Annotated in this window: 17 protein-coding genes and 1 pseudogene; 7 read left to right on the top strand and 11 right to left on the bottom strand. The window is 46.5% G+C overall.

The features are described from left to right. Positions 1–39: 39 nt before the first annotated feature. The 4 genes from METTU_RS11760 to hemC (METTU_RS11745) are packed head-to-tail and all read right to left on the bottom strand — an operon-like array spanning position 40 to position 4,348. Positions 40–1,272, bottom strand: a complete 1,233-nt coding sequence (locus tag METTU_RS11760) for a heme biosynthesis HemY N-terminal domain-containing protein (RefSeq protein WP_006891808.1) — start codon at positions 1,270–1,272, stop codon at positions 40–42. A gap of 12 nt (positions 1,273–1,284) precedes the next feature. Continuing rightward, on the bottom strand, positions 1,285–2,604 hold the full coding sequence (locus tag METTU_RS11755) for a uroporphyrinogen-III C-methyltransferase (protein WP_006891807.1): 1,320 nt from the start codon (positions 2,602–2,604) through the stop codon (positions 1,285–1,287). A gap of 1 nt (position 2,605) precedes the next feature. Further along, positions 2,606–3,376: a uroporphyrinogen-III synthase gene (locus tag METTU_RS11750; RefSeq protein ID WP_006891806.1), complete on the bottom strand. Its 771-nt coding sequence runs from the start codon at positions 3,374–3,376 to the stop codon at positions 2,606–2,608. A gap of 30 nt (positions 3,377–3,406) precedes the next feature. After that, the gene (hemC, locus tag METTU_RS11745) at positions 3,407–4,348 is read right to left on the bottom strand and encodes a hydroxymethylbilane synthase (protein ID WP_006891805.1); all 942 of its coding nucleotides are present in this window, start codon (positions 4,346–4,348) and stop codon (positions 3,407–3,409) included. Between the two features lie 191 nt (positions 4,349–4,539). On the opposite strand from hemC (METTU_RS11745), the gene argH reads away from it, so the two are divergent. Next, the gene (gene argH, locus METTU_RS11740; protein WP_006891804.1) at positions 4,540–5,988 is read left to right on the top strand and encodes an argininosuccinate lyase; all 1,449 of its coding nucleotides are present in this window, start codon (positions 4,540–4,542) and stop codon (positions 5,986–5,988) included. A 98-nt stretch (positions 5,989–6,086) separates the two neighbouring features. Further along, entirely contained in the window at positions 6,087–8,891 is a 2,805-nt protein-coding gene (locus tag METTU_RS11735) for a class I adenylate cyclase (protein ID WP_006891803.1), read from the top strand. Between the two features lie 2 nt (positions 8,892–8,893). Here the strand turns inward: METTU_RS11735 and METTU_RS21790 are convergent, their stop codons facing one another. After that, a complete protein-coding gene (locus tag METTU_RS21790; protein ID WP_006891802.1) occupies positions 8,894–11,956 on the bottom strand; it encodes a bifunctional diguanylate cyclase/phosphodiesterase in 3,063 nt (1,020 codons plus the stop codon). A 291-nt stretch (positions 11,957–12,247) separates the two neighbouring features. Here METTU_RS21790 and gap point away from each other — a divergent pair, with 291 nt between their 5' ends. Together gap and pyk are read left to right on the top strand one after the other, a co-directional pair. Further along, positions 12,248–13,261, top strand: a complete 1,014-nt coding sequence (gene gap, locus METTU_RS11725; protein ID WP_006891801.1) for a type I glyceraldehyde-3-phosphate dehydrogenase — start codon at positions 12,248–12,250, stop codon at positions 13,259–13,261. 15 nt (positions 13,262–13,276) lie between these two features. After that, a complete protein-coding gene (gene pyk, locus METTU_RS11720) occupies positions 13,277–14,722 on the top strand; it encodes a pyruvate kinase (protein ID WP_006891800.1) in 1,446 nt (481 codons plus the stop codon). Positions 14,723–15,945: 1,223 nt separating this feature from the next. On the opposite strand, the pseudogene METTU_RS11715 reads toward pyk, so the two are convergent. The 4 genes and pseudogenes from METTU_RS11715 to amoC all read right to left on the bottom strand — a co-directional run. Next, positions 15,946–17,110: pseudogene (locus METTU_RS11715) on the bottom strand (IS3 family transposase); the annotation flags it as partial. A 185-nt stretch (positions 17,111–17,295) separates the two neighbouring features. Then, complete coding sequence (amoB, locus tag METTU_RS11705) at positions 17,296–18,540, bottom strand: bacterial ammonia monooxygenase, subunit AmoB (protein WP_006891798.1); 1,245 nt, start codon at positions 18,538–18,540, stop codon at positions 17,296–17,298. Between the two features lie 110 nt (positions 18,541–18,650). Then, positions 18,651–19,394 carry a bacterial ammonia monooxygenase, subunit AmoA gene (amoA, locus tag METTU_RS11700; protein ID WP_006891797.1) on the bottom strand — a complete coding sequence of 248 codons (744 nt, stop codon included), beginning with the start codon at positions 19,392–19,394 and terminating at the stop codon, positions 18,651–18,653. Positions 19,395–19,517: 123 nt separating this feature from the next. Further along, positions 19,518–20,270, bottom strand: coding sequence for a bacterial ammonia monooxygenase, subunit AmoC (amoC, locus tag METTU_RS11695; RefSeq protein WP_006891796.1), 753 nt, complete (start codon positions 20,268–20,270; stop codon positions 19,518–19,520). Positions 20,271–20,558: 288 nt separating this feature from the next. Between amoC and METTU_RS11690 the strand changes: the two genes are divergently transcribed. After that, positions 20,559–20,996, top strand: a complete 438-nt coding sequence (locus tag METTU_RS11690) for a hypothetical protein (RefSeq protein ID WP_006891795.1) — start codon at positions 20,559–20,561, stop codon at positions 20,994–20,996. Between the two features lie 294 nt (positions 20,997–21,290). On the opposite strand, the gene rpmE is transcribed toward METTU_RS11690, so the two are convergent. Then, a complete protein-coding gene (gene rpmE, locus METTU_RS22480; RefSeq protein WP_006891794.1) occupies positions 21,291–21,491 on the bottom strand; it encodes a 50S ribosomal protein L31 in 201 nt (66 codons plus the stop codon). 95 nt (positions 21,492–21,586) lie between these two features. Between rpmE and METTU_RS24485 the strand changes: the two genes are divergently transcribed. After that, entirely contained in the window at positions 21,587–21,817 is a 231-nt protein-coding gene (locus METTU_RS24485; RefSeq protein WP_254257908.1) for an exonuclease/endonuclease/phosphatase family protein, read from the top strand. Positions 21,818–22,340: 523 nt separating this feature from the next. Here the strand turns inward: METTU_RS24485 and hemC (METTU_RS25085) are convergent. Then, positions 22,341–23,804, bottom strand: a complete 1,464-nt coding sequence (hemC, locus tag METTU_RS25085; protein WP_050897779.1) for a hydroxymethylbilane synthase — start codon at positions 23,802–23,804, stop codon at positions 22,341–22,343. A 206-nt stretch (positions 23,805–24,010) separates the two neighbouring features. Here hemC (METTU_RS25085) and METTU_RS11670 point away from each other — a divergent pair. Next, on the top strand, positions 24,011–24,374 hold a 364-nt coding region (locus METTU_RS11670), incomplete at its 3' end, for a lyase family protein (RefSeq protein ID WP_040579762.1).

The raw sequence follows: 24,374 nt of genomic DNA, 5'->3' as shown, positions 1-24,374 counted from the left end.
GGATGGGTAGGGCGTTACTCTATCCATCCTACCGCCTACTCAAGATATTGAATCAATCCGGCTGACAATCTCGCTGGATGCCAGCTCCAAGCCCTGCTTGTAACATTCGCTGGCCCTGTCCTTGTCGCCTTGGGCAGACAGCAAATCGCCGAATAGTTGATAAGCCGGAACGGTAGGCTCTATCGAAAGGCTTTTGGTCAGGTAGGTTGTCGCTTTTTGGTTGTCTCCGCATTTCATGCTCAACTTGCCCAGTACGGTCAGGAACACCGCATCCCGTGGGTGCATCGGCAGCCACTGCTCGGCTGTTTCAAGCTGTCTTGCGACATCGATCGACTGGACATTGCCGAACAACACCACCAGCGTTTGATCCCAGGTTGTCGACAAGGCTCTGGACAAGCCGCCTTCGACCTTTGCGCCCGCCCCTGCATCAATCATCGCGGCGAAATAGATCGCCGAAACGCCCTTCATGTTTCTGATGTAATCGGGAATTTCCGACCATAACGAATCAATTTCATCAGCACTGCCTCGCTCGGCCGCCTGCTTTAACAATTTGCTGAATGCTTCGGTTTCCAGCAATTTTATCTCGGCTTCCATCAACACTTTATTATTGTTCAATGACGGAATCAGTTTGCGGATGCCTTCCCAATCGCCGGCTTGTTGATAGGCTTGATGTAGTAATTTTAAAACGCTGGCGTGAGTCGGATCGATGGACTGCAGGCGTGTCAAGGTTTGCAGGGCTTGCTCGAATTGTTTTTCCGATAAGTGCAGTTCCGCCTGGGTCAGGCCTATCGCCACATCGGAACCCGGCGCCTGGTCGGCTGCCTTTTTCAGGTATTCGTCCCTTTTGTCATACGCGCCACGGGATTGCGCGGCTCTTGCTGCGGTTAAATAGTGGATCAGCGGTGCGCCGCTGTGCGAGGCATGTTTGATTAATACTTTTTCGGCTTTTTCCCAGTTACCTTCGGCGGAATCGACCAGACCGGCAATCAAAGCTTCCTGAGAACGATTGAATTTGATGCTTTTGCCGCGGTTCTTGATTTGGCCCGGCAATCTGAGCAGCCAGCCTAAAAACCTGAAGAAGATATAAAATACAAAAAATCCCATGATCAAGCTAACCGCAAAAACGATTAACGATGTTTCAAGGGACCAATAGCCGATGCCGATCAGGACATAGCCTGGATTCTCGAATCCACCCAACCATTTATAGGCAAAAAAAGCGGCTGCAACGGCAACAAGGAGTGAACCCAGAAAATACATTATATTTTTCATCATGTACTCTCTGGATTATTGTGCGGCAGGTGCTGCTTCAACCGGCTTCGGTGTCTCGGCGGGCGGCGCGGTCTCAGTCGGCTTTATCGCTTCGGCCGGATTCACTGTCACCGGTTTTGCTGGTTCAACCGGTTTTTCGACCGGTTCGGATTTGGCTTTTTCAGCAGGCGGCATGGCTTTATCGGCTTCCAATCTCAGCTTGGTAATATCCCTGAGCATTTTCAACGACAGGCTGATGTCCGGGAAATGGCTGCGGATTTTGATGGCGCTAAACTTGTCCAGCTCGGCAATGAAATTGCTCGTCTCTGTGTTCTTGGCAAAGTTTTGTTCGATCCATTTTTTTGCATCGGCCAAACTGGATTGGTAAAGCTGCTCGTTTTGCTGAACCAGGGCAATTTTAACCATTTCCAGTTTTACCCTTAACTGTTCCCGAATAAACTGGGCTTGTTCCGGCGTTAATATTTCCTTAATGGGATGTTCGGTGTGCCTGATGGTCACTACCCCTTCCAATTGTCCCAATGCAGAATCAAGCAGATTTTGACCTTCCTTATCCGCCGGTTCCTGTGCCGGTTTGGGTTGAGTCAATGTTTTTCCGGTATAAGGCAAAAACAAGGTTAAGGTATCGACCTGACCTTGCAGCGATTGAATCGAGGCATACATCCCGACAATATCGGCAACGGCAACATTACGGATCGCGGCAATATCCTTGGCGATTTGTTCGCGTATTTTAAAAGCGCCTGCATCCCCGCTTTCTCTGAGACGTTGATCTGCAGCTTCCAGGGCTTCGCGGGTGGTATTAACATCGCCCATTAAATACAGGCGTTGATTGGCTATGCTTAACAGGTATTCCGCATCGGCAATTAACCAGTCGCCGCGTGTCTTGCCCAGCTGGCGTTGTACCTGCTGGACTGCACTATTTAATTCATTCCGTGTAGCATCCAGTTTTTCGCTATGTAACTGGGAAAAATCCGCCAGGGTTTTGGTATAGTGGGATTCCTTCCCGGCAACATCGGCTTCTACGGTTGCCAGTTGGGATTGAATGGCGGCAAGTTGCGTCTGATAGCCGCTAATCTGTTTCGACAACTCGATCAGCTGCATGTCGCCTTTATTAACTTCCCCGCCTAAATCAGCCTGTTGAGAGCGCAATTGCTGAAAAAGATAAAAACCCGCGCCTGCCACGCTGATAATAATGAGCAGCATAATGATGCCAAACCAGAGTCCGCTACGCGACTTGCGAGCTTCGCCTTCAGGACGTAGGCTAGGGGCGTTAGCAGGAGCGGAAGCTTTGCTATTTTCGCTCACATTCTGTTCTTGTTGTTCAGTCAATTCGGCCACTCTATTCCCCTGTCACACACGTTATTACTGTCTCAAGAATTGCTGTATCGATAGGACTATCCGTCACAGTAATTCGATTAAATCCCATATCGGCGGCTAAACACCTGATTCTATCGCTAACTACCACCAAGGGTATTAATGACAATAGCTTATTATTTTTTTCACCCAGCATTAAACTTAAGTTCTGCAACGCTTCGGCACTGGTCACGGTAATGACATCCAGGCGGTGCTGAGCAAGCAACTCGACAACCGGAGAGCTATCCATACGGGGGATTATTCTTTTGTAGACTTCCAGATAGTCAACTTCTGCGCCTCTGCTGCGCAACGTGGTTGCCAACTGTTCACGCCCGCCTTCACCGCGAACGATTAAACAATTTTGCCCTTCGACTTGCTGTAGTTGCGGCATTTCCAGCAACGCCTCACTGTTATAACCGTATTCAGGCACTAAATCGACGGGTAATCCGGCCATTTTCATGGCTTGCGCCGTAGCCTGCCCCACTGCGGCAAAACGCACGGATTTCGTGCGGGGTATTTTGCCACTATTCGTCTTTAGAGCAAAATTTACTGCATTGGCGCTGATAAAAACAACCCATTGGAATCCATCCAGATTCTCCAGCGTAGATTTTATCCGGTCGTCATCCCGCGAAACGATTTCCAGGGTAGGAAACCGGACCGCTATCCCGCCCCGCTGTTCAATTAAACGGCTCAGATTTTCCGCCTGATGCTCCGGCCGCGTGACTAAAACGCGTGCGCCGTTCAAAACTTTACTCAACGCTTCCGCCCCTTAACTACATCCCTGCATTCAATGAAACAGCGCTTGCAGAATTTCATCGGCGCCTTGAGCCAGTAAGTCTTCGGCAATCATTTTGCCGATAGCTTCAGCGCTGTCCACGCTGTCCGTCCGTTCAGCCCGATAGATCACGCTGCCGTCAGGACTGCCGACCAATCCGCGCATGAACAGTTGCTCGCCCTGCATCGTGGCAAAACCGGCAATCGGAACCTGGCAGCCGCCACTCAAACGCGCGTTCATTGCCCTTTCCGCCGCCACACACAGTCCGGTTTCACTATCATGCAACGCACTCAACATCTCATTAATTTCCGGATCGTCAATCCGGCATTCTATGCCTATCGCGCCCTGGCCGATCGCCGGTAGGCTGACGGAGGTATCCAGGCATTGAGTAATGCGTTCAGCCATGCCCAGTCTTTTCAAACCGGCCGAAGCCAGAATAATGGCATCGTATTCACCGCTATCCAGCTTGGACAGGCGGGTGTTGACGTTACCTCTTAACGACAATATTTCAGCTTCCGGGTAAAGCTCTTTAATCTGGCATTGTCTGCGCAAGCTGGACGTACCGATTCTGGCATTAGCCGGTAAATCGTGTAACGTCGCATAATGATTGGAGACAAAAGCATCGGTTGGGTCTTCGCGGATTAAAATGGCCGCCAAGTGCAAGCCTTCCGGAAACTCCACCGGCACATCTTTCATGGAATGCACGGCAATATCGGCCAAACCTTCCAACATGCCCTGCTCCAACTCTTTGACAAACAATCCCTTGCCGCCAATCTTGGCTAAAGGCGCATCAAGAATCTTGTCGCCCTGCGTGGTCATTTTAACCAATTCAGTCCTGCATCCTGGAAATGTCCGCTCCAAACGTTCTGCAACGTGCTCTGCCTGCCACAACGCCAAAGGACTCCGGCGCGTCGCAATACGAATAATTTTTTCAGTCAAAAGAACACCATTCATTTTCAACAATAAATTACGTTATTGTAACCCGTGTAAGTTGATGACGGTTAATCGAACTTTAATTACTTACCTGCACGAATGCAGGTAAGAACGGAAGCTTTGCCTACAAGGTTGTATGTAAGGAGCGTTAGCAGGAGTGTAAGCTTTCGCTGTATAATTTGCCCCAATAGTCAACTTACAATGAAACCGCCATGACCAACGTTAATTCCGACAAACTTTCCAGCGCCCGTTTTGCCCAGGCAACCGATGCCTTTGTAGAGGTATTTACCGCCTCTGTCGATTTTGACCAACGTATGGCGCAACAAGATATTGAGGGCTCAATCGCCCATGCCAAAATGCTTTGCTCTTGCGGTATTCTGACCGAACAGGAACGCGACGCTATTATTAACGGCCTGACCCAAATCAGCCGGGAAATAATTAACGGCGAATTTGTCTGGTCGATCAAGCAGGAAGATGTTCACATGAACATAGAAGCCCGCCTGACCGATTTAATCGGCATTGCCGGAAAAAAACTGCATACCGGACGTTCCCGTAATGATCAGGTAGCGACGGATATTCGCCTTTACCTGCGCAGTGAAATCACCCAGATTTTAGGCCAGCTCACGCGCTTGCAAACAGCCATTCTGGATTTGGCGGAGCAACACGCCGATACCATCATGCCGGGCTTTACGCATTTACAGGTCGCCCAACCGATTACTTTCGGCCACCACCTGATGGCCTGGTTTGAAATGCTCAGTCGCGACCGGGAAAGACTGCAAGATTGCTGCAAGCGCGTCAACATTATGCCTTTAGGCTCTGCGGCATTGGCCGGAACCAGTTACCCGATAGACCGCCAGATGACGTCCGATTTACTCGGTTTTAGCCGCCCTTCGGCCAACTCGCTGGACTCGGTCAGTGACCGCGATTTTGCGATTGAGTTTGCGGCGGCCGGCAGCTTGATCATGATGCATTTATCGCGTTTTTCCGAAGAATTAATCCTGTGGTCCAGCGCCCAGTTCGACTTTATCGAGATGCCCGATGCTTTCTGCACCGGCTCCTCGATTATGCCGCAAAAGAAAAACCCCGACGTACCCGAACTGGTGCGCGGCAAATCAGGCCGGGTCACCGGTCACTTGGTTTCGCTGCTGATGCTGATGAAAAGCCAGCCGCTGGCCTACAACAAAGACAATCAGGAAGATAAAGAACCGCTATTCGATACCGCCGACACCTTAATCAATTGCTTGCGGGCTTATGCCGATATGGTTCCCCACCTCGAAGCCAAAAAAACCAATATGTACAACTCGGCCAAACGCGGCTTTGCCACGGCCACCGACCTTGCCGATTATCTGGTACGTAAAGGCATGGCTTTTCGCGATGCTCATGAAGTCGTGGGCTTGGCAGTGCGCTTAGGGTTGGAAAGCAAACGCGATTTATCGGAACTGTCCCTGCCAGAGCTACAGCATTTTTCGGGCTTGATTACCGATGATGTTTTTGATTATTTAACGCTGGAAGGCTCGGTTTCGGCTCGTAAACACATTGGCGGCACGGCTCCCGGTACGGTTAGGCTCGCCATCCAGACAGCACGGGCAACGCTGGAGCACGATCAACTAAGCCTGTTAATTACTCACCACAAAACCGGTGCGGCAGCACCTGGATTGTAATATTTGTTAGCGTCCGGATCTTCGTATCTCGGCGGTGCGCTTTGTTAAAAGACTCTTGATTATCGGCTTAGTTTCAGTTTAAAAATAATGCTTTCACCATGATAAGACCACACCCAGAGCCTGCCATCCATTTAGGCTCACCCGGCGAAGAAATCAGCATACAAGACCTTCAAACGATTAAATACCGATTTAAACGCTTGAATCAGCTACGCGAACAACGAGTCCAGGATTTTTTGCAACCTCGCCAACAAACATTCCTGGACTTATTACCCCTGCTTTTCCATTGCAACTTCCCGATGTTACCGGGATTTATTTCTTCGACAACTCCCGCAGGAATACCCGAATACAACCCTGGCATCCAGGCAATAAATGCCGCCAGGCAACTTGCAAAAAACTTCACTTATACCCGCGCGGCATCACAGACTTACCCTATTGAAGGCCTGTTCTTGATGGGCAGCGTCGGCAGCATCGCATTTTCCAAAACCAGCGATATGGACATTTGGTTATGCCATCAATCCGACTTATTGTCCTGCGCCATTGCCGAGCTGCAAAAAAAAGCCACCGCAATAGAGATTTGGGCGGCATCGCTAGGACTGGAAGTGCATTTCTTTCTGATGGACAGCAAACAATTCCTGCTCGGTGAAAACACCCCCATTTCCACGGAAAGCAGCGGCCAAACCCAGCATTATCTACTGCTTGAAGAGTTTTACCGGACGGCAATTTATATTGCGGGGAAAAGCCCTGCATGGTGGCTGGTCCCGCCGCATGAAGAAAGAAACTACACAGCCTATATCAAGCACTTAATAGCTAACCGGTTCATTCCCGAACATGAGCTTATCGATTTCGGCGGCTTCGACGCTGTCCCGGCTGAAGAATTTACCAGCGCAACCCTTTGGCATCTTTATAAGGCGCTGCATTCACCGCATAAATCGCTATTGAAACTGTTGTTAATGGAATGCTATGCCAGCGAATATCCTCAGCCTGAATGGCTGTGTCAGGACATAAAAAAGGCCGTTTATCAGGGCGACTATATGACGACCGATCTCGACCCGTATTTGCTCATTTACCAAAAAGTCGAAAAATATCTGCAAAAAGCGCATAGCCACGGAAGATTGGCCTTGGCTCGTCAATGCTTTTATTTAAAAGTCATGGGTTCGTCCGACAACACCATGGATTCCCAGACCAGAGCCACCAGGGAAAAATATATGCACTCTATTGCTAATAACTGGAATTGGCCCGCCTCCACTATTGATAACCTTAAATATCAGCGACTCTGGAATATAAAAAAAGCAACGTCGGAACATGCCGTTATCGTGCAACAATTGACCCACTGCTACCGCATGATTATGGGGTTCGCCAGAGACCATGTTGCCCAAAACCAGGAAAACAGCAACGACCTGAAATTGATCGGCAGAAAGCTTCATTCCTTTTTGGAAAAAAAGCCGGGTAAGATTGAAATCATCACGACTCGCTCGGAAGTCCACTCAAAAGAAAATACCTTGTCTATCGTAGAAAACCGTCTTCCCGGCGGCGATGGCTGGGCTATGTACCTGAAAAACGTACAGATGACTAACGCCGCAGATTTCGAACCCATACAAAAATGTCGGTCTTTAATCGAAATCCTTTGCTGGCTGATCATCAACGGACTCTATCACAAACAGCTACAGCTCCAGTTCAGTTCGCATTCACTTAAAATACCGAATGAAGAGCTGCATTCAACGCTGACGCAGATCAACCTTTATTTAACCCAGAGCTTTAACTACGACCCTCCGCTGGAAACCTACCAAACCCTCAAAGCTCAACTGAATTCACTGCTTATTATCAATATGGGCATATCGGATGACGACGGCCTGTGCGTTATGAGTGAGCGTTCCGATGCGTTAAGTTACGGCATGAACCGCCAGTGTTTTATTCAAACTATCAACAGGATTTCACTGTCCAGCTGGGGCGAAATCACAACCAGCCAGGATGAAGGCATAGAAGGGCTATTTAACTGTTTAGCGGATGCCATTAATAACAGTAAAAAACCGTTATCCTTGAGTAGCCTGAAGTTTGTGTGCCACACTCCGGCTCGGGCCAAAGGCATTATCCTCCGCGTTGAAGCAGTATTTAATACCCTGATTAAACTTTTCTCCAAACAACATCATAATCGCTCACCCCGCTATATTTTGCCTGGCGGAACTTCGTTTTATGTCTTCCAATCCGCAAACAAAACCCTAAGCTACAAACAGCTGGCAACCAGAAAACAGTTATTAAGCGAATTAGCAAGCCCTCAGGAACAGTTCAGCACCATTCATTTCGACCCAGCGGTCCTCGAAAACACACCCATTCATCTTATTTATTCCCTGAACAGGCCGCAAGTGATCCAGCTTTTTTACTATGAAAGCAAGACTGACACCAGTGTCTATATTGTTGATGAAAAAGGCGCCCTGTATATCCAGCCGCATAGCAAAGCAAAGCCGAGCCAACTGCTAAAACAATATGCCATTTTTTTAGAATCGATCCTCAACCGCAATCTTTTTGAAACGCTTTTGACCATTGAATATTACGAGATCACGAAAAGTCCTGCCGGCATCTTTTCTTATGCCCCTGTACAACTGAAAGCAACCGCATCAAACCAGGAATTAAGCTTGCGCATTACCGGGGAAGATACCCACAAGGGCATTATCTATTCGATCTACTGCAATGAAAAAGAGTTTTCCTCGCTAGACCACGGCAATCAAGTCTTTTATGCCGCTTACCAGCATATACTCCAATTTCGGAACGGTAAGATTAATTATCCGATTCATATTACCGATATAGACCTGCCCCTTTCTGCATTCCGCATCGACAACCCGGAGCAATTGCAAACCATCCATTATTTAAACTACAAACAAAAAATAGAGGATAAATTCAACATTTAATCTTATCTGTCGCTTTCGACTGGCTTTTTTGGAGATGAATCGTTTGCCTGGAGCAGCGCGACAAAATCATCCGCCGGCAGCGGGTGACTTTTGAGATAACCTTGGTATAAGTCGCAACTTTGCTCTTGCAGGAAAGCCAGCTGTTCCAGCGTTTCCACGCCTTCCGCCAGCACTTTGAAACCCAAGATATGCCCCATCGCCACAATGGTCGCTGCAATTTCCATGTCGTCTTTATTATGGGGAATATCGTCGATAAAACTCTTATCGATTTTCAGTACGTCCAGAGGAAAGTGTTTGAGATAGGTCAGCGACGAATAACCGGTGCCGAAATCGTCAATGGCAAGATGAACGCCTTGGGCATGCAGGCTGTTGAGAATGTTCGTCGTTTTGTCCTGGTTTTCCATCAACCCGCTTTCGGTTATCTCCAATTCCAGCTGCCCTGCCGGAAAACCGGTGTCGCGCAGTACCGTTGCAACCAAGGCGTTAATGTCACTGCGCCGGAATTGGTGCGGGGAAACATTAACCGCCAGGGTTAACGGTGGCAACCCCATATTCAGCCACTGCCGACCCTGCCTACAGGTTTCGCGCAGCACCCATTCGCCAATCTCCACAATCAAATTGGTTTCTTCGGCAATGGGAATAAAGCGGCAAGGGGGAATCAATCCTTCGACAGGATCTTGCCAGCGCACTAACGCCTCAGCACCGACAATACGACCGCTGGCAATATCCATTTGCGGCTGGTAGAACACACGCAGCTCCTGTTGTTTAATCGCTTTGCGCAGACGGACTTCTAACGCAATACGCTCACGGACAGCAATAGTCAGGTCTTCGGAAAAATAGGCAAAGCAGCCGCGCCCATTATCTTTAGCGTGATATAACGCTGTATCAGCGTAATCCAGTAACATTTCTGGGTTGACTGCGTGTTGCGGATACAGGCTGATACCAATACTGACGCCAATCTGTACATCGTCACTTTGGGGAAGCTGAAAGGATTTGCTTAAGTCTGCGATAATTCCTTCAGCGACCCGCGCAGCATCGTCCGGGTGTGTAATATCTTCCAGCAACACGATAAATTCATCACCGCCCAAACGGGCAACCATGTCTACCTCTCGCAACCGGCTTGTTATTCTGCGGGCGACTTGTTGCAGCAACTCGTCACCCGCCTGATGCCCAAAGCTGTCGTTGACGGCTTTAAATCGATCCAGGTCGAGCATCAGCAATGCCAGCTGCTTGCCTTCGCGTCGTTCTACCTCAATACCGTGCTTCAAGCGTTCCAGCAACAACCGGCGGTTGGGAAGCTGGGTAAGCGAGTCATGGAAGGCCAGATGCTGGATCTCATATTCCGCCGTCTTGCGCTCGGTGATGTCGGAAAAGGATGCGACATAGTTGGTGACCTGGCCACCCTCATCGGTTACGGCGGTAATGTTGAGCCATTCGGGGTACACCTCGCCGTTCTTGCGCCGGTTCCAGATTTCGCCCTGCCAGTGTCCATCGCGAGACAGGCTTTTCCACATCGCCTGATAGAACGGGGCATCCTGCCTCCCGGACTTGAGCAGGGCCGGCGTTTTGCCAACAGCCTCCTCAACGCTATAACCGGTAACCCGGACAAATGCCTGATTGACCCGGAGAATGACTTGATCCTTATCGGTGATGGCCATGGCTTCCTGGGATTCGAAGGCGGTAGACGCGATGCGCAGATCCGTCTCAGACAACTTACGCCGGGTAATATCGATGCAGGAGCCGATGTAACCCAAGAATGTGTCTTGCTCGTCATAAAGCGGCACCCCATGATCGAGCAGCCAGCGGTATTCTCCATCAAAGCGGCGCAAACGATATTCCATGCTGAACTCATGACGGGCATCGAAAGAGGTGACGTAGGTATTGAAGCAACGCTGGAAGTCTTCCGGATGTACGTTAGCTATCCAGCCATTGCCTATTTCCTGCTCCATTGTCCGCCCGGTAAATTCCAGCCAGCCCTTATTAAAATAGTGGAAAAACTTGTCAGGACTGGCGATCCAGATCAGCACAGGCGCACTATCCGCCATAGTGCGGAAACGGGCTTCACTCTCCAACAGCGACGCCGTCGCCCGTTTGCGCTCAGTCACATCGGTGATGAAGCCGTGCCAAAGCACCGAGCCGTCCGCTTCCCGTTGCGGCAATGAGTTGCCGAACAGCCAACGCACCGTGCCATCGTCAAACTTCACACGATACTCATGCCGCCAAGGGGTCAACCGCCGTGCCGACGCTTGAATGGAGGCGACGATGCCGTCATAATCGTCGGGGTGCAGGACGGCGTATACCCTGGATGCATCATCTCGTACATCCTCCGGACTGACCCGATAGATATCACGGATCGCTTCACTGGCGAAAGGAAAGCAGGAACTACCATCGGGGCGCATCTGAAATTGAAATACAAGTCCGGGCACCCGACTGGCAATTTTCTGAAGACGATCCAACGCTTCTTGTAGTGCCGTTTCCGACGCTTTGTGCTCGGTAATGTCGCGAGTAACGGCGAGCAATGCAGTAATATGACCATGTGAATCGCGTAAGGGAACCGCATGGGTATCCATCCAGCGATATGTACCCTTGAGCCCACGCATCTCGAATTTCAGATTGCCGGACTCGCCCTCAAACACGCGCTTTGTCAGCGTTATAAAGGCGTCCTGATATTCCGCTGTCATAAGTTGCGGTATCTGCTGACCGAGGACTTGATCCAGGGAATCCGCTTCGATCATATTCAACCCGGCGCGGTTCATCTGCAGCAACGTTCCGTCTGCTGCCACCAGCTTTACGCACTCAGGTTCGGCTTCAATGATGGCGTATAGCTGCAGCTGGCTCTCGGTGAGTTTTTCAAGAAAATAGCCCAGCATAGCCACGACCAAAGAAGCCACAAAACACGACGCAACTAACCCGGTAAGCAGGTAATCGGGAGGCACTTCTCCCTTTAGCAATAACCCCATGACGGCAACAATGACCTCAGTCAACAACACCGAGAGGATCACTGAGAACAACCATAACTGCCATACTTTAAGGCGCTGAAGCAGCGGGAGAGGATTTATTTTCAAGTTAGCCCTTTACTGTTTTTGTGGTATGTATAATTTTGGATTCAAATTTTAAATTAAGCCGCCCACATTATCTCTGCTTACCTTCAAGTGAACTCTGTGGCCATGGACAATCAATAGCAATCTCTTATCCTTAACGATTTGCCAGTACAGCAACATGCTTATAGCCACAATAGCTGTCTTCTACGTCAATAGACTAACCGTCTTAATTTTTGGTACAATTAAACGGATTCTCGGAGACTTTAGGGTTATCCGTTTTTGTAAGTTTTCATTTCATCAATCTGGAGAAAATCTATGCCAATTAAAGTTGCAATCAATGGTTATGGTCGTATTGGACGTAATATCGTTCGCGCATTATACGAAGCAGGCCGTACCAATGAAATTCAAATTGTTGCAATCAATGATTTAGGCGACGCTGCAACGAATGCGCACCTGACTCAATATGATTCAGTGCATGGAAAATTTCCTTTCGAAGTAAGTGTTGATGGCGACTACATCGTGATCAACGGCGATAAGATCAAGGTTTTCTCAGAAAGAGATCCATCAAAACTACCTTGGGCAGAGCTGGGCATTGATGCCGTTCACGAATGCACCGGTTTATTCACCAGCAAAGCCAAAGCATCCGCGCACATTGCTGCCGGCGCAAAAAAGGTTATTATCTCCGCACCCGGCGGCAACGATGTTGATGCAACCATTGTCTATGGCGTAAATCATGATGTCCTGAAAGCTTCGGATACCGTCATTTCCAATGCCTCATGCACAACCAACTGCCTATCGCCATTAGTTAAGCCACTGCTCGACACCGTTGGCGTGGTACATGGCTTAATGACTACTATTCACTCTTACACCAACGACCAGGTTCTGACTGACGTTTATCACAGCGACTTACACCGCGCCCGCTCAGCTACGCAATCAATGATCCCTACTAAAACCGGTGCGGCCGCGGCTGTTGGTTTAGTATTGCCTGAACTGGTTGGCAAAATGGATGGTTTCGCGATGCGCGTACCCACCATTAACGTTTCTGTTGTCGATTTAACCTTCCAAGCAGCCAGAAATACCAGCAAGGAAGAAATCGACCAAATCCTGAAAACAGCCTCCGAAGGCCCTTTAAAAGGCATTCTGGAGTTCAACAGCTTACCACTGGTTTCAATCGACTTTAATCATAATCCGGCGTCGTCAATTTATGACTCAGCATTAACTAAAGTCATGAATGGCAACCTTGTAAAGGTTTTATCCTGGTATGACAACGAATGGGGCTTCTCAAACCGTATGCTGGATACGACAATTGCTTTAGTCAACGCGAAATAACGGATTTCCTACATAATGTTAAGAAGAACCAAAATTTTAGCAACGCTAGGCCCTGCTACAGACAAGCCCGGCGTACTTGAAGGCATGTTTGCAGCAGGCCTTGACTTTGTTCGCATGAACTTTTCACATGGTTCTGCTCAAGACCACATCAATAGAGCCAACGCTGTCCGTGAACTTAGCTTAAAAACCGGCAGACTGGTAGGTATTTTAGCCGATTTGCAAGGACCCAAAATTCGCATCGCCCGCTTTAAAGATACCAAGGTATTTTTACACGAGGGGCAGAATTTTGCTCTGGACATCAATTTTGACCCGATGGCCGGCGACAATACTCAAGTTGGCATTACTTACGAACCTCTAGCTTTAGAAGTCAAACCAGGCAGCAGACTGCTACTGGATGATGGACGTATCGTGCTTGACGTGGTCAATGTTGAAAACATGCGCGTTAACTGTACCGTTATCGTTGGCGGCGACCTGTCCAATAACAAGGGCATCAACCTGCTGGGCGGCGGTTTATCGGCGGCCGCATTAACCGACAAAGACAAAGAAGATATTAAAACGATTGCGATAATGAAATGCGATTATGTCGCCATTTCTTTTCCACGCACCGCCGAGGATCTTCATGAAGCGCGCCGCTTGTTAGTTGCCGAAGGCTGTCATGCCGGTATCGTGTCCAAAGTTGAGCGGGCCGAAGCCCTGGATGTTATTGACGAAATCATTCTGGCATCGGACGCAGTCATGGTTGCTCGTGGCGATCTCGGTGTCGAAATTGGTGACGCCAACCTGCCTGCCGTGCAAAAAATGTTGATTAAACGCACCAGAGAACTCAATCGTGTTGCGATTACCGCCACACAAATGATGGAGTCAATGATCGACAACCCGATTCCTACGCGCGCTGAAGTTTTTGACGTTGCCAATGCGGTTTACGATGGCACCGATGTCATTATGCTATCTGCAGAAACAGCATCGGGTAAACACCCGATTAAAGCGATTGAAGCAATGAATCGCGTTTGTATTGAAGCGGAAAAACAACCCAAAGTTCGTGTCTCAGGGCATCGTGTTGAGCTTCAATTTGAGCGCGTCGATGAAGCCATTGCAATGTCTGCGATGTATCTGGCTAACCATACCAAAATTCATGGTATTGCTGCGTTAACCGAATCAGGTTCTACAACTTTATGGATGTCCAGAATCAGCTCGGGTATTCCAATTTTTGCGCTCAGCCCTCACCCAGAAACGCTTGGCAAAGTCACTTTATACCGCGGTGTTTTCCCGGTACTTTTCATTCATGACCTTAGCGATCACGATGAAGTAAACAGGGCTATCATTGCAGAACTAAAAAGGCGCGGTGTTGCCGTTGAAGGTGATACATTCATCATCACTCAAGGTGACAGGGAAGGGATAGCGGGCGGCACCAACGCTTTAAAAGTTATCACTGTTGGACAAAATAACTCCTTGAATCTTTGATTGACCGCTTGATGGTTCTCAGCCCGAGAATTACACTTTCAACAACGATTGCATCTTAATGGCCTGAAAAACTAAATTTTTTAGGCCATTATTTCTGCTGGATACATTCAACTGCCATAGTTACATAGAAGATTTTTAGCCTTTAGCCTAACTCATAATTCATAGCCCACCTTCCAATCAGGAATTGCGACAACGCAATACATTGAATCCAACCATCAAAATCACATATTTCGTAATAACGTTCATTTTATTTTTACAGCCTTCCGCTTCCGCCTTTATTTTTGTAAAACGGCTTGAATATGCTTTTTAACTATTTGCTCAAAGCCCAGTGCATACCCTCAACCAACGACTACATTACTCGGATTAAATTCGCGCTACCAAACAACCCAAAAATGCCAGATAGATATATCCACTCTTTTGGCGTCGCAACTCCAAGCACTTTGCTTTATAACAAAACGGGTATTGCCCACTCAATAAAATCTCATCCGTCCACGCCCGCCATGATCATGGATACGATTAAATCAGCCATACAAAAATGCCAACATCACCGATTAAAGTCAATAATCAAATAAACCGAACTTTTCTGGGTAGCTGCATGTAAAAAACCAGACTCATGTTCTTTGAATTTCTGATTTTACCCTTCCTCCTGTCGCACTCGGGTAAATTCACGTATATAGAGCACCATGTTGGCGTTAATTTTTAGTTATCACTCACACAAAGCGCGATAGATTTATTAACCTAGATTCAGCTCATAAATGCCAATCGACAAGGAGCGGAAAAAAGGTTAGCTAATATAGTTTCACGCTTTTTCAAGCCGACCATGACGAGAAGGCGGCAAGAGAAACTGTAAACATCTAAGCCAAGCGCAAAGATACAGATTGATATATTAAAAAAGAAAGATATGGCAGAGTTGTTGTGCGGATCATCCACCGTGTATCGGAAGGCTTAACCGCTAAAATGACCGAAGAAGTGATATTGATGATTAAACACTAAGACTGAAACCTTGAGTAAGCTCGAAAGTTAAAAACTCCCATCAGCCATGAATACATTTATCAACACTCTGGATAAGCGTAATGACGGCTCATCGTATAAGCATCTCCGGCAATAAAGTGGACCCCATTGTCCAGACAAATAATACCTTAATTTAAGATAGAGCCCTGTTCACGCTCCAGCTGAATGGCGCTGTCCCAGTTTTGCGGCACGAGGTCTGATATTTCAGCCGTACCGTTAAATTTATCCACAATCTTTGCCCCGCCGCCTCTAGCCGTTTTATAGACTTCATCCGGCGTTTTGTAATCCAGCGCTTGATGCCAACGTTCCTGGTTATAGAATTGGAAGTACTCGTCAATCCCATCAACAAGTCCGGCATGTTGCTGTGCTGCTTTAAATACACTTCTTCATATTTCATCGTTCGCCACAGCCGCTCGACAAAGATATTATCCAATGCTCGGCCTCGTCCATCCATACTGATCGTGATGCTGTTGTTGAGCAACACGCCGGTAAAGGCGTCGCTGGTGAATTGCGAGCCTTGGTCGGAATTGAAAATGGCCGGTGTACCGTACAGCGTGATGGCCTCTTCCAGACAGTCCACGCAAAACCCAGCATCCATGGTATTCGATAGTCGCCACGACAGTACTTTCCGGCTGTACCAGTCGATGATCGCGACCAGATAAACAAATCCGCGGGGTAGCCGAATATAGGTGATGTCAGTGCTCCACACCTGATTGGGCTGAATAATGTCAACGCCACGGAGTCGGTACGGATAAATTTTGTGCTGCGGATGCGGTTTACTGGTATTCGGGCCGGGGGACATGCCGACCAAGCCTAACTTTTGCATTAATCTCTGTACCCGCTTGCGATTGACGCTATAGCCACATTCACCCAGGTATTTCTTCATGCGGCGCGAGCCATAAAACGGGTGCCTTGGGTACTCTTCATCTAACAAACGCATAACACGAGTTCGTCCTTATCCGTTTCTTTCAGCAAGCGTTTTTTCTGCTCATAAATGACTGAACGCGTGACCTTGAGAAACTTGCATTGCGTTGATAACGGGACAGAGGCATCCGGTTCTATCCAGCTCTGGCGTTCGTTTAAAGGCTGATCCCAGACTTTTTTCTAGTGCCCCGTGTGGGTATTCAGCCAATCCAACTCCATGTTCAATTGCCCAATCTTGGCGTATAAGCGGTCAGGGTTGCTTTCCGCGTTGATCGGTTTCGGCCCTCGCTTGCCTTCAAACAGGCTGCCCGCATTCTCCAACAGTTCTTTTTTCCATTGACTCACCTGGTTCTGTTCTTGAGCAATTTCATTGATCGTCTTCAACCCTTTGACGGCTTCTAAGGCAACCTTGGCTTTTTGCGCACCCGTAATCTTTCGTTTCTTTTCACTCATTTTCGGTCTCTAATTTAGCCCAGAGCATAGCTTAAACTACTGTCCGGATTTCGGGGACCACTTTAATCAACCTTGAGGACTCAAATTCATATTTTTCATTCAAAAAAAAACCCTCGCTACCTATTTGGTAACGAGGGTCTCAAATCCCTTAACTGACAACCAAAGTTATCAGTTAATTATTTCATTTAGATGAAAGATGGAATTAATGGAGCATCTACCATAATCATTTGACGGTTGCCAGCTTCATCAAAGAAGAATAACAAACCAGCGAAACGACTGTCTGGATCATAGATCAAGTCAGCTAAACGGTAAACTTCCCAAGCAGCGTCAGAAGCAGTAACTTGCACAGTTCTTGATGTGCCTGGAGCGATTGGGCTGTTATCACTAACAGTCAATCCTTCTTCAGCCAACAAGTCATCTGGGTAGCCTGTTTCGTCAACATGAACCTTAGGATCTAAGAATCGAACACCAGCAGTGTTAAACTCACCTAAACGTACTGAAGAATCACCATTATTAGTGATAGTCAGTGTCATTTGCATTGCACGACCTGGTACACGATAAGTTGCATCTTCAACTTTAACGTTAACAGTTTTTGCAGGCATTTCAATTGGTTTCATGCCGCGCAACAAACCAGCTTGCAATGGAGTTGTTACAGGATACGCTGCGTTTGTGCTGCTCATACCGAAAGCAACAACTGCAATTGTACCGATTGCAAAACCCATAGCAACTTTCTTGTCAGTAGCAGTGATCAATGAATCAGCTTTACCTGCTTCAACAGCAATGTGACGTGGAACAAATATTGGTTTACGAGCCCAATATCCCAACCAAGCCAAACCTAAGGCATACCAGAAAGCGTGCCAAAAGTAAGTGTTGCTCAGATTATACGTTTCCAGGTTGATTGTATCACCTAACAACGTAGTAACTGGGTTAACAAATGATCCCATAGTACCAGTAACAGTTACCCATTTACCTGGACCGATGATTGGACCACCGCCTTTAACGTTCATCATTGTATGTACGTGCCAGTCACCTGGACGACGTGCTTTTAACAATACTTTAAACTCATAAGTTTCACCCAATTCCAGAGAAACTGAACGTGGAACTAATTGACCACCGATCCATGAACCTTGACGAATAAATACAGGTCCAGGAATACCGATGTTCAAGAATGAAATTTCTGGTTTATCAACAGTTTCAGGCCATCCCGCGAAAACGTGGAATTTACCGGAAATTGTCATAGTATCATTCACAGGCACTGTATCTTTTGACCAATTCAAGTCAAACCAGTGAATTGTACGCATACGCATAAATGCGGCTTGCGACTTTTCGCCATGAGCAGATGCAGTTGGTGCGTAAAACATCGCTGCTGTAACAGTTACCAGCAGTGCGACAAAGGATAATTTAGCAACCTTGTCTTTTATTAATTTCATATATCCTCCTCTATAATAGAGAATCTATAGTTTTCAGAGTATCTAATGTCAACAGCTTATTTTTTAGTGTTAACATCAGTCTTTTTGTGTAATTTCCTACAACCAAGTGCTTACGCGCTTTGGGTGAATGAAGTACCACCGAACCATTTACCGAAGAAATGCCACAAGAAGTAAATCAAAATACTCACGAAAGCAGAGAAGAACGCTGATACTGGAGCAACGTCTTTACCGAAAGTTCTTAATGTACCTTTTTCAACCATTCTGATGTACTCAGGTGTACCAGTTCTTACGTAGTGGTAACCTTGTAAATCAGCTAGTGTCATCATCATGCCATTGTATTCAACAGGAACATGTAATGGTGCTATAACTGGCCAGTTGCCTGGATAGAATAACAGACCCCATGCCATACCACCGATTACCGCTGTAACTGTCATACTGCCTGACAGCATCAACACAACGTCAAGAACAATAGCACCTGGCATCAGGTTTGAAGGGAAGCAGAAATTCACTGGGAAATAAGTCCAACCCCAGAAGTTTAAATATCTGTTAATCCACTCACCTAAAAGCAGACCTAAGATACAAACTACCGCACCGAAAGGCAAACGGTAACGCCACCACAACACAGCTTGAACAGCTGCTGGGAAAGTGATTGAAACGATTGGAGCTACAGTTACCCATAGACGTCTATCTTTCCAGTCAGTCCAGAAATCCCAGTCACCACCAGTTAACATGTAGTGAATGTGATAACCACCAAGTACAACGAAGAACAATACGAACAGAATTAGCCAGTCGAACGTGCGTGAAACTTTAACTGCCTCAGCGCGTGAACGTACAGCTGATTGAGATGCGCTCATTAGCTTACCTCCTAAAGGATTTAAATTATTTTTATTAATGACCATCTTCAACTTTTGCTGTTTCGCCCTGAAAAAAAGCGAAACAGCAAGCGGAGATAGTAATTACAACCAAGACTTATATTATTAAGCTAAGTCTTTTTTCAGAAGCTTAGCGATAGCTATAACTTCTGTGTTCACAACACCCATTACACCCAAAGCTGCCCATCCGAAGAATACGAAGCCGTAGTGTAAAGGAGCAACAAACAACTCTTCCATAAACCAGAAAGTATGACCCCATTCATTCAAACCAACATTTGGCAGAATCATGAAAGGACCAACTACTGCAACCATATATTGAAGGTGCAGACCTTGCTGATAAGTAGGAAGTCTGGTTTTTGCATATAAGAAAGCAGCGCCGCCAGTAATGATGTAGATAGGATAGCTCAAATAAAATTCGATGATGTGACTTGGTGTAAAGTCAGTATCACGAACGATAGTTTGATGCCATGTACCATCTTGCTCTGTAAAGTAGCTAGCGCCGTAATAGATAGCGAAGCCATACATTACCAACCAAGTCCAATGAGTAAAATGTCTTCTTAACTCTTCTCTTGGTGTGATTGACATTACTTTACGATCACGAGATTTCCAGATATAGCCCCACAAAATGCCTGCAGTTGCTACTTCTAAAACAAACTCGATATAAAGAAAGTTCATCCAATATGTTTCGAATTCAGGAGCGAATGAATCCAGACCAGCTGACCAGCCATAGACACCTTCATACCAACGAACCCAACCATAGAACACTACATACAGCAGTGATCCAAGGATCATATTTTTCTTATTTAACAGCGGTGCTTCCGCAGCATCAGCTCTCACTGATTCAGTTGTAGCTGCCATTTCTACCTCCAAAAATTATCAAATCCCCGACCAGTTATGACCAGGGGCTATAGTTACAACTCCATTTTCTCACCCAAACCTAAAAACATTAAGGCCCAAGTGCCACCAAGTCAATTTAGTGAGCTGTCAGTCTACCAGTTCAATTAGCCTTGTCAAGTCAAAAACAAGCACCCAATACATTTCCTTGAATCCAGGCTTTACCCACCAAATTCCTCTACACTTAAAACATTGATTCCTGTTAGAATTAATTTTGATTTTACTTTTCTTTAACTCAATTATCTTAAGCCCATGAAGAAATACTCCATCATAATTTTTATTGTCGCATTATCAACTCTACTTTTAATCCAGAGCAAAGTCATCATGCCCTTCGTTTACAAAGTAGTTCAATCTGATTTGTTTCTTGTTGACAGCAAAGATCAAGGAGGGCAATCCCCTATCTCCACACCATTAACCAAACTCGCCTTTATGCATTGCAATAGCTACATTAAATCCAAACTTGGTCCAGATGTATCGATTAACTTCCCTGAAAAACCTCTTAATGCCTGGAGCTTAGGAAACTACCAATATATTATTAACGCCGAAATCGATATCACGAGCACTGCCGCAAACACAACCACCAAGAAATATGTCTGCCGAATTAATTACAAAAACGGCGACAACGATGAAGGTTCCCTTGATTTTGCCAACTGGTCCATTGAAGGACTGTCCGGCTTAGATTCTATTTAAGATATTGCCTACTGGCATTAATACGCAATTATTGCCCCACCCTCCAATTTATTGCGCGAACTACCTTTTAGAATTCACTCAAATCCCCCCATTAAATATAAAGTGTTATTGAATCCCAAGAATAACAAACGCTACAAAAAAATCGAAAGTCTAGTCGCCATAAAGCAGAAAGCCAGTACAACAATGCTGTACTGGCTTTCTGCTTTATGGCGGACATGCAAAATAAAAATGACTAATATACCTATGCCCTTTTGCTTACCTACGCATCAGATGCAATAAAAAATACCAATCCTTTTATTTACCGTATTTTTTACGGAATTTATCAACACGCCCCGCTGTATCAACAACGCGCTGCTTTCCTGTATAAAAAGGATGGCATGAAGAACAAACCTCAACTTGCAAGTCCTTACCCAATACAGAACCGGTCTCAAATTTATTACCGCAACCGCAAGTTACAGTAATTTGCTTATATTCTGGATGAATTTCTGGTTTCATATCACTTTCACATTACCCACAAACGGGCTACATACTTTATTAAAGAACCCCATATAATACGTATTTCATTAAAAGTTCGCAACTCAATTTAATTTATGCGCATTATTACTTTAAACGCAAATAGCATCCGCTCCGCAGGACGCAAAGGTTTCTTCACATGGATGCAGCCACAAAACACCGATATTATTTGTATACAAGAAACAAAAGCCCAGCCGTATCAACTCAGTTTCGATCCATTCTTCCTTGTAAACCATCACCGTTTTTACCATGGCGCAGAAAAAAAGACTCTAGCGGATTGGCTTTATATTGCAGAAACAGCCCGATAAAATCATTAACAGCACAGGTTGTGCGAGAAATCAATACCGAAGACCGCTTTATTGAAGCTCAATTTGGTGATTTAACATTATCCCGCTTTACTTACCTTTCGGCTCATCAGGGGAGAAGACCGACAAGCCTTCAAGGTTAAATTCATGGAAAAATTCACTCCTTCTTTACAATAATGCTCACAAAATGACCGTGACTACATAATCTGCGGCGACTGGAACATAGCCCACAAAGAAATTGACCAAAAAACTGGAGAGACAATCAAAAGAACTCCGGCTGTTTACCCGAAGGAAGGACTTGGCTGAATCAATTATTTGCTAATGGACGCAGGATAGACGCGTTCAGATTAAATTAATCAAAAAGCCGAACAGTAGAACAGTACGGGCGATCAAACAGAGGTCAATCTTTGGTAAAAACGTCGACTGACTCATTGATTGTCAAATAATCAGCCCCGCTCTTAAAGATTAAAGTAACGGTAGCGCTCATCTTATAAAAATGAGCACTCTTCCGATCATGCTCCACTCATCATGGATTATAGTTATACGCTTTAGACCGGCTTTGATAGCGCATCAGTAAAAGCACCAGCACGATTGCCGGCAAACCTACTGTTGATGCATATATAAAAAAGACAGTGTAGCCATAACTATCTACAACTACCCCGGAAAACCCCCCTAATAGCTGGGCGGGCAAAGTCATCAGTGAACTGAACAACGCATATTGTGTGGCTGTGTGCGCAGTGCTGGTTAAACCGGAAAGGTAAGCAATGAACACCGATGTCGCTATTCCACCACTTAAATTATCCGCACTTATAACACCTGCCAACAGCAATAAATTGGGATCGCTAACCGCCAAAACAGCAAACAACAGATTAGTAGCCGCCACCATAACCGCACCTAGCAGCAAGGAACGCATAATTCCATACCTAACAACCAGCACGCCACCCATTGCAGCACCGGCAATGGTCATAAAAAACCCAAAAACCTTACTAATATCAGCGATATCTTTTTTACTAAAACCCAAATCAAGATAAAACGGATTAGCCATAACCCCCATGGTAATGTCGCTCATTTTGTAAACTGCGATAAGCATTAAAATTAACAAACCGACCTTGCCGTTGCGTCCAAAAAACTCCACAAAGGGATGCAACACAGCATCCACGAAACTTATCGACAACCGCCGCCAGATATTCTGACGCTTTACCGCAACATCCTCGCTCAACCTTCCGTCAAAATGCTTATGGTCTGGCTCTTTAAGACAAAGAGTCGTTACCAGACCCACAGACATGGCCGTTGCCATTACAAAATAAGCCACTTTCCAACTAGCATAATCCGCGATATAAAAAGCACCCGCACCCGCTACCAATAAGGCAATCCGGCATTCTATGCCTATCGCGCCCTGGCCGATCGCCGGTAGGCTGACGGAGGTATCCAGGCATTGAGTAATGCGTTCAGCCATGCCCAGTCTTTTCAAACCGGCCGAAGCCAGAATAATGGCATCGTATTCACCGCTATCCAGCTTGGACAGGCGGGTGTTGACGTTACCTCTTAACGACAATATTTCAGCTTCCGGGTAAAGCTCTTTAATCTGGCATTGTCTGCGCAAGCTGGACGTACCGATTCTGGCATTAGCCGGTAAATCGTGTAACGTCGCATAATGATTGGAGACAAAAGCATCGGTTGGGTCTTCGCGGATTAAAATGGCCGCCAAGTGCAAGCCTTCCGGAAACTCCACCGGCACATCTTTCATGGAATGCACGGCAATATCGGCCAAACCTTCCAACATGCCCTGCTCCAACTCTTTGACAAACAATCCCTTGCCGCCAATCTTGGCTAAAGGCGCATCAAGAATCTTGTCGCCCTGCGTGGTCATTTTAACCAATTCAGTCCTGCATCCTGGAAATGTCCGCTCCAAACGTTCTGCAACGTGCTCTGCCTGCCACAACGCCAAAGGACTCCGGCGCGTCGCAATACGAATAATTTTTTCAGTCAAAAGAACACCATTCATTTTCAACAATAAATTACGTTATTGTAACCCGTGTAAGTTGATGACGGTTAATCGAACTTTAATTACTTACCTGCACGAATGCAGGTAAGAACGGAAGCTTTGCCTACAAGGTTGTATGTAAGGAGCGTTAGCAGGAGTGTAAGCTTTCGCTGTATAATTTGCCCCAATAGTCAACTTACAATGAAACCGCCATGACCAACGTTAATTCCGACAAACTTTCCAGCGCCCGTTTTGCCCAGGCAACCGATGCCTTTGTAGAGGTATTTACCGCCTCTGTCGATTTTGACCAACGTATGGCGCAACAAGATATTGAGGGCTCAATCGCCCATGCCAAAATGCTTTGCTCTTGCGGTATTCTGACCGAACAGGAACGCGACGCTATTATTAACGGCCTGACCCAAATCAGCCGGGAAATAATTAACGGCGAATTTGTCTGGTCGATCAAGCAGGAAGATGTTCACATGAACATAGAAGCCCGCCTGACCGATTTAATCGGCATTGCCGGAAAAAAACTGCATACCGGACGTTCCCGTAATGATCAGGTAGCGACGGATA

The organism is Methylobacter tundripaludum SV96 (genome assembly GCF_000190755.2).
GTDB classification, from domain to species: Bacteria; Pseudomonadota; Gammaproteobacteria; order Methylococcales; family Methylomonadaceae; genus Methylobacter_A; species Methylobacter_A tundripaludum.
Note: the sequence above shows the minus strand (reverse complement) of the source record. Positions and strands in the feature narration are given on the sequence as shown.